Source organism: Trinickia dabaoshanensis, assembly GCF_002879885.1.
In the GTDB taxonomy this organism is placed as follows: Bacteria; Pseudomonadota; Gammaproteobacteria; order Burkholderiales; family Burkholderiaceae; genus Trinickia; species Trinickia dabaoshanensis.
This window is the reverse complement of record NZ_PNYA01000015.1, coordinates 23,224-36,212: the sequence shown is the minus strand read 5'-3', so window position 1 is coordinate 36,212 and position 12,989 is coordinate 23,224. Positions and strand designations below refer to the sequence as shown.

The 12,989-nt window shown below is 63.4% G+C and carries 8 protein-coding genes; 3 read left to right on the top strand and 5 right to left on the bottom strand.

Annotated elements, in window-relative coordinates; all coding sequences use genetic code 11:
* Window positions 1-95 precede the first annotated feature (95 nt).
* The 5 genes from zapE to typA form a co-directional block, all read right to left on the bottom strand.
* Window positions 96-1,193, bottom strand: a complete 1,098-nt coding sequence (zapE, locus tag C0Z18_RS17105) for a cell division protein ZapE (RefSeq protein ID WP_102646618.1) — start codon at window positions 1,191-1,193, stop codon at window positions 96-98.
* Between the two features lie 104 nt (window positions 1,194-1,297).
* Window positions 1,298-2,728 (bottom strand): dihydrolipoyl dehydrogenase, encoded by a 1,431-nt coding sequence (gene lpdA / locus C0Z18_RS17100; RefSeq protein WP_102646617.1) that lies wholly within the window; start codon window positions 2,726-2,728, stop codon window positions 1,298-1,300.
* A gap of 107 nt (window positions 2,729-2,835) precedes the next feature.
* Complete coding sequence (gene odhB, locus C0Z18_RS17095) at window positions 2,836-4,104, bottom strand: 2-oxoglutarate dehydrogenase complex dihydrolipoyllysine-residue succinyltransferase (protein WP_102646616.1); 1,269 nt, start codon at window positions 4,102-4,104, stop codon at window positions 2,836-2,838.
* Window positions 4,105-4,212: 108 nt separating this feature from the next.
* Window positions 4,213-7,074, bottom strand: a complete 2,862-nt coding sequence (locus C0Z18_RS17090; RefSeq protein ID WP_102646615.1) for a 2-oxoglutarate dehydrogenase E1 component — start codon at window positions 7,072-7,074, stop codon at window positions 4,213-4,215.
* A gap of 259 nt (window positions 7,075-7,333) precedes the next feature.
* Entirely contained in the window at window positions 7,334-9,160 is a 1,827-nt protein-coding gene (gene typA, locus C0Z18_RS17085) for a translational GTPase TypA (RefSeq protein ID WP_102646614.1), read from the bottom strand.
* Between the two features lie 324 nt (window positions 9,161-9,484).
* Between typA and C0Z18_RS17080 the strand changes: the two genes are divergently transcribed.
* The 3 genes from C0Z18_RS17080 to C0Z18_RS17070 all read left to right on the top strand — a co-directional run bounded on the left by C0Z18_RS17080 (window position 9,485) and on the right by C0Z18_RS17070 (window position 12,944).
* Window positions 9,485-9,964, top strand: a complete 480-nt coding sequence (locus tag C0Z18_RS17080; protein ID WP_102646613.1) for a MarR family winged helix-turn-helix transcriptional regulator — start codon at window positions 9,485-9,487, stop codon at window positions 9,962-9,964.
* 118 nt (window positions 9,965-10,082) lie between these two features.
* Window positions 10,083-11,585 (top strand): efflux transporter outer membrane subunit, encoded by a 1,503-nt coding sequence (locus C0Z18_RS17075; protein ID WP_102646697.1) that lies wholly within the window; start codon window positions 10,083-10,085, stop codon window positions 11,583-11,585.
* Between the two features lie 90 nt (window positions 11,586-11,675).
* Window positions 11,676-12,944, top strand: a complete 1,269-nt coding sequence (locus C0Z18_RS17070; protein WP_102646612.1) for an HlyD family secretion protein — start codon at window positions 11,676-11,678, stop codon at window positions 12,942-12,944.
* Window positions 12,945-12,989: the final 45 nt, after the last annotated feature.

Below are 12,989 nucleotides of genomic sequence, written 5' to 3'. Positions count from 1 at the left end.
GCCTCCTTCTCCAAACGAGGAAAGGGCACGATATGCGCCCGAGCGGGCGCTGCCTATCGGAATACTCCTAAAGTGGAAGGCGCGGCACGACAGCGTCAAGTGAGCGACGTATCCACGATCCTGCGCGGCGTCTCCAGATACTCCTTCGATTGCATCTCCACGAGACGCGAGACGGTTCGGCTGAACTCGTTCGCCATGGGGCCTTCGGTGTACAACTCTTCGGCCCGCACGGCCGCCGAGATCAGCAGCTTGACCTTGTGGTCGTAGAACACATCGACGAGCCAAGTGAAGCGGCGCGCTTCCGAGGCCATGCGCGGCGACATTTGCGGAACGTCCGAGAGAATGACCGTGTGAAACCGCGTCGCCAATTCGAGATAGTCGTTTTGCGAACGCGGGCCGCCGCATAGCGTCGCGAAATCGAACCAGACGACGCCGTCGGCGCGTCGCAAGGCCTTGATCTCGCGCTTCTCGATATGGAGTATCGGGCTCTCGTCGGGCACCGCGGTCAGTTGCGCATAGGCCGCGCGCAACTCGCGATCGGCTTGCGCGCCAAGCGGCGTGTGATAGACGTTCACCTGGGCGAGCGTGCGCTGACGATAATCGACGCCCGCATCGACATTGAGCACGTCGAGATTGGCCTTGATCAGCTCGATCGCGGGCAGTAAGCGGTCCCGATGCAAACCGTCCGGATAGAGCGTATCCGGGTCGTAGTTGGAGGTCATCACGAACTGCACGCCGTTCGTAAAAAGCCGATCGAGCAAGCGATATAAAATCATCGCGTCCGCAATATCGGAGACGTGAAATTCGTCGAAGCAGATCAAGCGATACCGCTTGGCGATCCGCCGCGCGAGTTCGTCGAGCGGATCGGCTTGGCCTTTGAGCTCTTCGAGCACCCGATGCACTTCACGCATGAATTCGTGAAAGTGAATACGCGTCTTGCGCTGCACCGGCACGACCGCATAAAAGCTGTCCATCAAAAAGCTTTTACCGCGGCCCACTCCGCCCCACATATAGACGCCGCGCGGCAATTGCGGGTGGACGATCAGCTTGCGCAACGCGGACGAGCGGCGCGCCTTGTAGGCCACCCACTCCCCGTAGCACTGTTGTAGACGATCGACGGCCGCGCGCTGCGCCGCATCTGACGAGTAACCGCGTGTCTTGAGCTCGTGCTCGTAGTATTCGATGACGTTCATCGTGCAAATACAAAAAGAAAAAGGCGGGAGGGGTTCGCCCTGCCCGCCTTCATCGTGGCGTCTCGCTGCCGGTCTATCGGGTGTCCGTAGCCGGCGCGTGAGCGTTACTTATTGAGCGAGCGTTTGTCGACGTCGAGCGCCGCTTCGCGCATCACTTCGGACAGCGACGGGTGCGGATGGCAGATGCGGCCGATGTCTTCCGACGCAGCCTTGAATTCCATCGCCACGACGGCTTCGGCGATCAGATCCGACGCGTTCGCCGCGATGATGTGCACGCCGAGCAACTCGTCGGTCTTCGCATCGGCGATCATCTTGACGAAGCCGTCCGACTTCGCGATGCCGAGCGCGCGGCCGTTGATCGAGAACGGGAATTGCCCCTTCTTGATTTCGCGGCCTTCGGCCTTCAGTTGCTGTTCCGTCTTACCCACCCAAGCGATTTCCGGCTCGGTGTAGATGACCCACGGGATGCAGTTGTAATCGATGTGCGGCTTTTGACCGTCGATGACTTCCGCCACCAGCACGCCTTCGTCTTCGGCCTTGTGCGCGAGCATCGGTCCGCGCACGACATCGCCGATCGCGTAGACGTTCGGCACGCTCGTGCGGCAGTGATCGTCCACGTCGATGAAGCCGCGCTCGTTCGCCTTCAAGCCGATCGATTCGAGGCCCAGGTTGTCGGTATTCGGCACACGGCCCACCGACACGATCAGGCGGTCGGCGTCGAGCGTTTGCGCGTTGCCGTCCTTGTCCTTGTAGGCGATGGCGACGCCGTCCTTGGACGCCTTGACTTCGCCGATGCTCACGCCGAGGTGGATGTCGAGGCCTTGCTTCTTGAAGACCTTCGCCGCTTCCTTGGCGAGCGCTTCGTCGGCCGCGCCGAGGAACGCGGGCAGCGCTTCGAGCACCGTCACGTCGGCACCCAGGCGGCGCCACACCGAGCCGAGTTCGAGACCGATCACGCCTGCGCCGATGACGGCGAGCTTCTTGGGCACTGCATCGAACGCGAGCGCACCTTCGTTGTCGGCCACGATCTTGTTGTCGACCGGGACGTTCGGCAGGTGACGCGCCTTCGAACCCGTGGCAATGATGACGTTCTTGGCCGAGACGACCTGCGTCTCGCCTTCGCCGCTGACCTCGATCTGCACGGCGGCGTCGTTCTTGCCGACGAACTTGCCATGGCCCTTGAGCCACGTGATCTTGTTCTTCTTGAACAGGTATTCGATACCGCCCGTCATCTTTTCGACGATGCCGTCCTTGCGGGCCATCATCTTCGCGACGTCCATCTTCACGTCGCCCACGCTGATGCCGTGCACGTCGAGATGGTGCGATGCGTTTTCGAACTCCTCCGACGAAGCGAGCAGCGCCTTCGACGGAATGCAGCCCACGTTCAAGCAGGTGCCGCCGAGCTTGAGCGCACCGGCCGGGTTCTTCCACTTCTCGATACAGGCGACGGTCTTGCCGAGCTGCGCCGCACGGATCGCGGCGATATAGCCGCCCGGGCCCGCGCCGATCACGACGACGTCAAATTCTTGAGACATGACAATCCTTTTGAATGCGCGGCGGCGTGAGGCTCAGATACGCGCCGCCGCGGTTTCGGTCATTGCGATGGGGGCGCTCGCTCGAATCGAGCGAGCGCATGCGGCTTTTACAGGTCGAGCAGCAGGCGCGCCGGATCTTCGAGCGCGTCCTTCATGGCGACGAGCGAGAGCACGGCTTCGCGGCCGTCGATGATGCGGTGGTCGTACGAGAGCGCGAGATAGTTCATCGGACGGATGACGATCTGGCCGTTTTCGACGACCGGGCGCTCCTTCGTCGCGTGCACGCCGAGGATGGCCGACTGCGGCGGGTTGATGATCGGGGTGGAGAGCATCGAGCCGAACACGCCGCCGTTCGAGATCGAGAACGTACCGCCCGTCATTTCCTCGATCGAGAGCTTGCCGTCCTTGGCCTTTTGACCGAACTCGGCGATCTTCTTTTCGATATCGGCGAGCGACATTTGGTCGGCGTTGCGCAGGATCGGCACGACGAGGCCGCGCGGCGAACCGACGGCGATACCGATGTCGAAGTAGCCGTGGTAGACGATGTCGTTACCGTCGATCGACGCGTTCACGAGCGGGAACTTCTTCAGGGCATGCACCGCGGCCTTGACGAAGAACGACATGAAGCCGAGCTTCACGCCGTGTTCCTTTTCGAACTTGTCCTTGTACTTGTTGCGCAGATCCATGACCGGCGCCATGTTCACTTCGTTGAACGTCGTGAGGATGGCGTTGGTCTGTTGCGACTCGAGCAGACGCTCGGCGATACGCGCACGCAGACGCGACATCGGCACGCGCTGTTCCGGACGGTTTTGCAGCCATGCGTCGGCCGAAGCCGGTGCCTTCACGTCCGGCAGCGACGGCTTGGCCGGCTTCGCGGCCGGGGCGGCGGCGGGCGCGCGCGCGGCAGGGGCGCCTGCCGAGAGGACGTCGCCCTTCGTGATGCGGCCATCGCGGCCCGAGCCTTGCACTTGGTCGGCCGAGAGGTTCTTTTCGGCCATCAGCTTGCCGGCAGCCGGCGAAGCGATGCCGGCAGCGGCCGTGCTCGCCGTGGCGGCGGGCGCGGCAGCGGCAGCGGCCGGGGCGGCGGCAGCCGGAGCAGCGGCGGCGGCCGGCGCGGCGGCGGCGCCTGCCTTGCCTTCCGTGTCGATCTTCGCGAGCAGTTGCTCGGACGCGACCACTTCGCCGTCGGCGACGATGACTTCGGCCAACACGCCCGAATCCGGGGCCGGCACTTCGAGCACCACCTTGTCCGTTTCGATTTCGACGAGGATCTCGTCGCGCGTCACGGCCTCACCCGGCTTCTTCTTCCACTGAAGCATCGTGCCTTCCGAAACCGACTCCGAAAACTGCGGAACCTTGACCTCAACAATAGCCATTTGATCTTTCCTGAACTCTTTATCTGGTGTGGGAGGCAAACCGGATTTCGCGTCGCCATGCGACGCGGGAAAGCGCACTCGCGCTTTCCCGGTTCACCGTCAATCTAGTTATTTAGCGATCTGCGCGCTCTTGAGCCGGCCGAACGCGCCTTCGATCAGCGCCTTTTGCTGCTCGTAGTGTTTCGCGTAGTAACCGACCGCGGGCGAGGCCGAAGCCGGGCGGCCGCTGTACGCGAGCTTTTGCCCTTCCTTCATGCCTTCCTTCAGATGGTGCTCGATGTAGAACCACGGGCCTTGGTTTTGCGGCTCGTCCTGCACCCACACCACTTCCGTCGCGTTGTCGTACTTCTTGATCTCCGCTTCGAACTGCTTGTGCGCGAACGGATAGAGCTGCTCGATACGGACGATCGCGACGTCGTTCGCCTTCGCTTCGCGACGGTGAGCGATCAGATCGTAGTAGACGCGGCCCGAGCAGACGACGACACGCTTGACCTTCTTCGCATCGATCGTGCCGTCGACTTCGCCCAGCACCGGCTGGAACGAACCGTTAGCCAGTTCGGACAGATCCGACACGGCTTCCTTGTGGCGCAGCAGCGACTTCGGCGTGGCGACGATGAGCGGCTTGCGGAACAAGCGGATCATCTGGCGGCGCAGCAGGTGGAAGATCTGCGCGGGCGTCGTGGGCTGCACGACTTGCATGTTGTGCTCGGCGCACAGTTGCAGGTAGCGCTCGATACGCGCCGACGAGTGCTCGGGGCCTTGGCCTTCGTAGCCGTGCGGCAACAGCATCGTCAGACCCGACACGCGGCCCCACTTCACTTCGCCCGAGGAGATGAACTGGTCGATCACGACTTGCGCGCCGTTGGCGAAGTCGCCGAACTGCGCTTCCCAGGCGACGAGCGTGTTCGGCTCGGCCGTCGAGTAGCCGTATTCGAAGCCGAGCACGGCTTCTTCGGACAGCACCGAATCGATCACCGTGAACTTCGCTTGGCCGTCGGCCACGTTTTGCAGCGGAATGTACGTGCCGTCGTTCCAACGCTCACGGTTTTGATCGTGCAGCACCGCGTGACGGTGCGTGAACGTACCGCGACCCGAGTCTTGACCCGTCAGACGCACGGCGTAGCCCGATGCGACGAGCGACGCGTAGGCCAGGTGTTCGCCCATGCCCCAGTCGAGCGGCGCTTCGCCACGGCCCATCGCACGGCGGTCGTTGACCACGCGCTCGACGAGCGGGTGCACCTTGAAGTTCTGGGGCACCGTCGTGATGCGCTCGGCCAGACGCTTCAGTTCGGCCAGCGGCACGGCCGTATCGGCGGCATCGGTCCACTTGCGGTTCAGGAACGGCACCCAGTCGACGGCGTACTTGCTCTTGTAGTTCGAGAGCACCGGGTCGATCGTATGGTGGCCTTCGTCCATCGCCTGACGGAACGCCTTGACGAAGTTTTCCACGTCGTCGGCCGTGATCACGCCTTGCTGCACGAGCTTTTCGGCGTACAGCGCGCGCGTGCCCGGATGCTGGGCGATCTTCTTGTACATCAGCGGCTGCGTGACCGCCGGCGTGTCTTGCTCGTTGTGGCCGAGCTTACGGAAGCAGACGATGTCGAGCACGACATCCTTGTGGAACTGCATCCGGAAATCGATCGCGATCTGCGTGGCGAGCACGACCGCTTCGGGATCGTCGCCGTTCACGTGCAGCACCGGCGCTTCGATCATCTTGACGACGTCCGAGCAGTACAGCGTCGAGCGCGCATCGCGCGGATCGGACGTCGTGAAGCCGATCTGGTTGTTGATGACGATGTGCAGCGTGCCGTGCGTGCCGTAACCGCGCGTTTGCGCGAGGTTCAGCGTTTCCATCACGACGCCCTGACCCGCGAAGGCCGCATCGCCGTGGATTTGCACGGGCAGCACTTGCAAGCCGGCGTCGTCGCCGCGGCGGTCCATCCGCGCCTTGGCCGAACCTTCGACCACCGGGTTGACGATTTCGAGGTGCGACGGGTTGAACGCGAGCGACAGGTGCACGGGGCCGCCTTCGGTCGAGACGTCCGACGAGAAGCCCTTGTGGTACTTCACGTCGCCGGCCGGCAGATCGTCCACGTGCTTGCCTTCGAATTCGGCGAACAGATCGGACGGCATCTTGCCGAGCGTGTTCACGAGCACGTTCAGGCGGCCGCGGTGGGCCATGCCGATGACGATTTCCTGCACGCCCTTCGCGCCCGCGTGACGAACGACTTCGTCCATCGAGGCGATGAAGCTTTCACCGCCTTCGAGCGAGAAGCGCTTTTGGCCGACGTATTTCGTATGCAGGTAGCGCTCGAGGCCTTCGGCGGCCGTCAAGCGATTGAGGATGTGCTTCTTTTTGTCGGGCGAGAAGCTCGGCGTCGCGCGGATCGATTCGAGCTTTTCTTGCCACCAGCGCTTTTGTTCGGGATCGCTGATGTACATGAACTCGGCGCCGATCGTGCCGCAGTACGTGTCGCGCAGACCCTTGACGATATCGCGCAGCGACGCTTGCTCGAAGCCGAAGTACAGATTGCTCGCGCTGAACGTCTGGTCCATGTCGGCTTCGGTGAAGTCGTAGAACGCAGGTTCGAGCTCGGGAATGGCGGGACGCTCGCGGCGCTTGAGCGGATCGAGATTGGCCCATTGCGAGCCCATGAATCGATAAGCGCTGATCAGCGACTGAACGTGGACTTGCTTGCGCGCGGTGGCGAGATTACCGCCGGCTTCGGTTTCGCGCGGAATGAACGCATTAGCCTTCGCGCGCTGGGCGAACGATTCGACGATGGGGCCATGGGCCACGTCGCTCGCCGCGCTGCCGTCCGAGGCAGGCACGTTTTGCAACGCATCGAAGTATTCGCGCCAGTTATCGGGGACCGACGCCGGATTATCAAGGTATTGCTCGTACAGTTCTTCAACGTACGGAGCATTGCCGCCGAACAAATACGAGTTCAGCTGGAATTGCTTCATCATGTTTACGCTCACCTTTCTTCGAGCTTCTCGAGAAATAGCGGGTTACTCAACCTTCCGCGACACGGCCTGACCGTTTAGCGGATTGCGCGAATCAAGTCTTGCTTGGAAGGACCTAAAACTAGCTCCGCGGAGCATATCACAGAACGAATAGTCTAGATCGCGGCACATGCCCGTCCAGCATAGAAAAAAGCCACCTCGAAAGGTGGCTTTTTTCGCTGCCGCGCGTTAATTGCGCGGATTTTCCTTCACGGCCCCGGCTTTAGTCGACCGCGGTTTCGCGGCTCGCGCGACGGCGCTCGTGTTCCTTCAAATGACGCTTGCGCAAGCGGATCGATTGCGGCGTGACCTCGACGAGCTCGTCGTCGTCGATGAATTCGACGGCGTACTCGAGCGACATCTGGATCGGCGGCACGAGGCGCACGGCTTCGTCGGTGCCCGACGCGCGCACGTTCGTCAGTTGCTTGCCCTTGATCGGGTTCACGACGAGGTCGTTGTCGCGGCTGTGAATGCCGATGATCATGCCCTCGTAGAGCGCATCGCCGGGCTTCACGAACATGCGGCCGCGGTCTTGCAGCTTCCACAGCGCGTAGGCGACGGCGGCGCCGTCGTCTTGCGAGATCAGCACGCCGTTGCGGCGCTCGCCGAGCGTGCCTTCCTTCACGGGCGCGTACTCGTCGAACACGTGGCTCATGAGGCCCGTGCCGCGCGTGAGCGTCATGAATTCACCCTGGAAACCGATCAGCCCGCGCGCCGGAATCTTGTACTCCAGACGCGTACGGCCGCGGCCGTCGGAGGCCATGTCGAGCAACTCGCCCTTGCGGCGGCCGAGCTCTTCCATGACGCCGCCCTGGTGGCCGTCTTCCACGTCGACCGTCAGCATTTCGTACGGCTCGTGCTTGACGCCGTCGATTTCGTGCAACACGACGCGCGGACGCGACACCGCCAGCTCGTAACCCTCGCGGCGCATGTTTTCGATCAGGATCGTCAGGTGCAGCTCGCCGCGGCCCGATACTTCGAAGACCGTTTCGTCGCCGGTGTCGCGCACGCGCAACGCCACGTTGTGATTCAACTCTTTCGTCAGACGATCGCGAATCTGGCGGCTCGTGACGAATTTGCCTTCCTTACCCGCCAGCGGCGACGAATTCACGAGGAAGTTCATCGTCAGCGTGGGTTCGTCCACCGTGATCATCGGCAAGGCTTCCGGGGCCTCGGGCGAGCAGATCGTCGCGCCGATGCCGATATCCTCGATGCCGTTGATGAGCACGATGTCGCCGGCCTGGGCTTCCTCGACCTGCACGCGATCGAGCCCGTGGAACGAGAGCACTTGATTGATCTTGCGGTTCAGCACCGCGCCTTCCGGCCCGAAGCGCAAGGCAACGGGCTGGCCGGGCTTGATGCGGCCGCGCGCGACGCGCCCCACGCCGATACGGCCGACGTAGGTCGAGTAATCGAGCGAGGTGATCTGCAACTGGAGCGGACCGTCCGGATCGGCGTCGCGCACGGGCACGTGCTCGAGAATGGCTTCGAACAGCGGACGCATGTCGCCTTCGCGCGCGCTGGCGTCGAGCGAGGCATAGCCGTTCAGCCCCGACGCATAGACGATCGGGAAGTCGAGCTGCTCTTCGGTGGCGCCGAGCTTATCGAACAGATCGAACGTTTGGTTGATGACCCAGTCGATCCGGGCGCCCGGACGATCGATCTTGTTGACGACGACGATCGGCTTCAAACCGAGCGCGAGCGCCTTTTTCGTCACGAAGCGCGTTTGCGGCATCGGGCCTTCGACGGCATCGACGAGCAGCAGCACGGAATCGACCATCGACAGCACGCGCTCGACCTCGCCGCCGAAGTCGGCGTGGCCCGGGGTATCGACGATGTTGATGTGCGTACCCTCGTACTCGACCGCGCAGTTCTTCGCCAAGATCGTGATGCCGCGCTCTTTTTCGATGTCGTTCGAGTCCATCACGCGTTCCGCGATCTGCTGGTTTTCTCGGAACGTGCCCGACTGGCGAAGCAGTTGGTCGACGAGCGTGGTTTTGCCGTGGTCGACGTGGGCAATGATGGCAATGTTGCGGATAGCGCGAGTCATAGAAATAAGGAGGCGGTTGCGTGCGCGAAACGGAATGCGACGAAAGCCAAAACGGGTGCGCGCACTTTCTGGGTAACTTGGCATTCTACCACGCGAGCGTGACAGCGAATGCCCTAACACGTGGCCCGAACCCTACCGTCGCACGCGCCGTGCCGAGGCAACCCTGCCGCGAGCAAGGTTATCCGGAAAGCCCCATAATGGCCGCCCGCTTTAAGGATTTACTTAAATCGTACGGATCGGCCACCCGATCCGATGCTTGCCGAGTCAACCGTTGTGCGCCTATAATCATGCCTAGTCAACTATTGCAATCGCACGGAAACCGACATGACGAAAACACCCGCGCCGCTGCCGCCCGAGGTGTGCGGCTACCAGTTGGACGAGAGCGTCGGCTATCTGATTGCACGCGCGAAATCGAGCCTGTCGAACCTGGTGACGCAAAAGACGCTCGATGAGCTCGGCATCACGAGCACCCAGGCCAGCATGCTGTTCATGATCGCGAGCGGACGCTGTTCGCTCGCGGCGGAATTGGCGCGCGACTACGGGATTGACGCAAGCGCGGTGACTCGGCTGATCGATCGGCTGGAAAAGCGTAATCTGCTGTCGCGGGTGCGCAGCTCCGAAGACCGCCGCGCCGTTCACCTCGCCGTCACGGAGGAAGGCCGCGCGCTGGCCGCGCGCATGCCGGCGATCTTCGGCGGCGTGGTCGAAAAGGCGCTCGCGGGCTTCACGCCCGAGGAAGTGGGGTTCTTGAAAAGCATGCTTCGGCGGATTCTCGCCAATACCGCCGATTCAACCGCGGATTAGCGGCGCCGGCAGCGCTTTACGTCGGCGCGGTTGGCTGACATGGCAACGAGTTTCGACCTTCAATCGTAAAAAATAAGTTGCAAAGTCCATGATTACATTCACCTCGAAAGGCCGGGCGATGATCTCCTCTTCCATCACGGCTCGCGTGCGGTCCGGCCGCGCCGCCATCGCGGCCGCGGTGGCCGTGCTCGTGATGGCCGGATGCGCGAATTACGCGGGTATCAAGAGCGACAAGCAGATCACGTCGGCCACCTCGCTCGAATCGGCGCAGAGCCTGCCGAACGAAGGCGGCGCATGGCCGTCGCTCGACTGGGCTAGCACGTTCGGCGATCCGCAATTGCCCTCGCTCATCGACGAAGCGCTGCAAGGCAGTCCGTCGATCGCGCAGGCCCGCGCCCGCATCGCCAAGGCGCAGTCCTACATCGAAAGCGCGCGTTCGGCCCTGCTGCCCACCGTCGAGGGCAGCTACTCGGTCACGCGCGATCGCTTCTCCGCGAACGGGCTCTACCCCCCGCCCTTCGGCGGCGGCTGGTTCACCGAGCACAACGTTCTGGCGAGCGCCTCATGGGACCTCGACCTGTGGGGTAAGAACCGCGCGCGCGTGAACGCATCGCTCTCGCAGGAGAAGTCGGCCGAAGCCGACATGCAGGAAGCGCGCATCACGCTCGCTTCATCGGTCGCGCGCACCTATAACCAGCTCGCGCAGCTTTATGCGCTGCGTGACATCGCGGCCCGCGAAATCCGCAATCGCCAGGAAGTCGGCACGATCACGAACGGCCGCGTCGCAGCCGGCCTCGACACGAACGTCGAAAAGGAAACGGCGCGCGGCAACGTCGCGACGAGCCAAGCGACGCTGTCCGATCTCGACGGCCAGATCAAAGCCGTGCGCTTCCAATTGGCGGCGCTGCTCGGCAAGGGCCCCGATCGCGGGCTCGCCATCGCCGAGCCGGTGCTCGCACCGGGCGGCGCGGTGACGCTGCCCTCGAACCTGCCCGCCGATCTCGTCTCGCGCCGCCCCGATATCGTCGCGGCGCGCTGGCAAGTGCAGGCCGCGCTCGCGAACGTGAAGGAAGCCAAAGCCGAATTCTTCCCCGACATCAATCTCGCGGCCGGAATCGGTTTCGACGCCTTCGGCTGGGGCCGCTTCTTGACGGCGGCGAGCCGCCAATTGCAAGCGGGCCCCGCGATTCATCTGCCGATCTTCGATGCCGGCGCTCTGCGTGCTCAGTTGAAGGGCCGTTACGCGGATTTCGAGCTCGACGTGGCGAACTACAACCAGGCGTTGATCAACGCGATGTCCGACGTGGCCACGCAAGTGGCGTCGATTCGCGCCATCGACACGGAGATGAGCGATGCGCAGCGCGCGCTCGACGCATCGACGCAGGCGTACCGCTTGGCGGTCATCCGCTACAAGGCGGGGTTGTCGCCGCAATTGCAAGTGCTGACCGCCGACAACAACCGGCTCGCCGCGGAGCAGACCGTGACGAACCTCACGATGAAGCGGCGCGATCTGCAATTCGCGCTGATTCGCGCGCTGGGCGGCGGCTTCGACGCCCAGGCCGCCGGCGTCGCCGTGCCCGCTTCGGAAGGCACGGTCGCGCAAGCGGCGGCGAAGGGCTGAGCGGCACCGGGCAACGCAGACAAATAACCCAAGCAAGATTCAACGATAGAGCTTCGAAAAGTCGAGACTCGAGAAACGGAGAGCATTTCCATGAGCGACACTCAACAAACCGCCGCGAGCGTGCAGTCGCAAAACAGCAATAGGCGCAAGCGCTTGATGACGCTGCTCGTCGGCGTGATCCTCATCGCGGCCGTCGCCTACGGCTTTTATTACTTCCTCGATGCGCGCTTTCACGAGGACACCGACGATGCCTACGTCAACGGCAACGTCGTGCAGATCACGCCGCAAGTGACGGGCACGGTCATCGCCGTGAACGCCGACGACACGCAAACGGTCACCGCCGGCGCGCCGCTCGTCGTGCTCGACGGCGCCGATGCGCGCGTCGCCCTGCAGCAGGCCGAGGCCAACCTCGCGCAAACCGTGCGGCAAGTGCGCGGCCTGTTCGTCAACAACGACCAATTCCAAGCGCAAATCGCGCAACGCGAAGCCGATCTGTCGCGCGCGCAGGACGACCTGCGCCGCCGCGTCGCCGTGGCCCAAACGGGCGCGGTCTCGCAAGAAGAGATCTCGCACGCCCGCGACACGGTGAAGGCCGCCCAAGCCGCGCTCGACGCCGCGCAGCAACAGCTCGCCTCGAACCGCGCGTTGACCTCGAACACGACGATCGCCACGCACCCGAACGTGCTCGCGGCGGCCGCGAAAGTGCGCGATGCGTACCTGAACAACGCGCGCAACGTACTGCCCGCGCCCGTCACCGGCTACGTTGCGAAGCGTGCCGTGCAAGTGGGCCAACGCGTCTCGCCCGGTACGCCGCTGATGGCGATCGTGCCGCTCGAATCGGTCTGGGTGGACGCGAACTTCAAGGAAGTGCAGCTCACGCATATGCGCATCGGCCAGGACGTGCGGCTCACGGCCGACATCTACGGTTCGTCCGTGGTCTATCACGGCAAGGTGGTCGGCTTCTCGGCCGGCACGGGTTCGGCCTTCTCGCTGCTGCCGGCCCAAAACGCGACGGGTAACTGGATCAAGGTCGTGCAACGGCTGCCGGTGCGGGTCGCACTCGATCCGGCCGAATTGCGCGCGCATCCGCTGCGGATCGGCCTGTCGATGCAAGCCGACGTGAACATCAAGAACGACACGGGCAGCCAGTTGAGCACCGCGCCGAACACGGTTTATCAAACGAACGTGTTCGAGAAGTACGGCGACGAAGCGAATGCCGAAATTGCCCGCATCATCGCCGAGAATGCCGGCGGCAACAACGGCCTCGCGCAGCAAAAGCAGCCGAGCGCCAGCGCGCACGCAAACGCGAACGCCGGCCACGCCGCGAAGGTCGCGAGCGGCGGCGCGAAGCTGATGTGAGCGGCGCATTGCCCGTCGACACCATAACGAACGCTCCGAGGTCAC

Excerpts from the sequence above, each read along its gene's own strand:
- zapE (WP_102646618.1), bottom strand. The coding sequence starts at position 1,193 with ATGAACGTCATCGAATACTACGAGCACGAGCTCAAGACACGCGGTTAC.
- lpdA (WP_102646617.1), bottom strand. The coding sequence starts at position 2,728 with ATGTCTCAAGAATTTGACGTCGTCGTGATCGGCGCGGGCCCGGGCGGC.
- odhB (WP_102646616.1), bottom strand. The coding sequence starts at position 4,104 with ATGGCTATTGTTGAGGTCAAGGTTCCGCAGTTTTCGGAGTCGGTTTCG.
- C0Z18_RS17090 (WP_102646615.1), bottom strand. The coding sequence starts at position 7,074 with ATGATGAAGCAATTCCAGCTGAACTCGTATTTGTTCGGCGGCAATGCT.
- typA (WP_102646614.1), bottom strand. The coding sequence starts at position 9,160 with ATGACTCGCGCTATCCGCAACATTGCCATCATTGCCCACGTCGACCAC.
- C0Z18_RS17080 (WP_102646613.1), top strand. The coding sequence starts at position 9,485 with ATGACGAAAACACCCGCGCCGCTGCCGCCCGAGGTGTGCGGCTACCAG.
- C0Z18_RS17075 (WP_102646697.1), top strand. The coding sequence starts at position 10,083 with ATGATCTCCTCTTCCATCACGGCTCGCGTGCGGTCCGGCCGCGCCGCC.
- C0Z18_RS17070 (WP_102646612.1), top strand. The coding sequence starts at position 11,676 with ATGAGCGACACTCAACAAACCGCCGCGAGCGTGCAGTCGCAAAACAGC.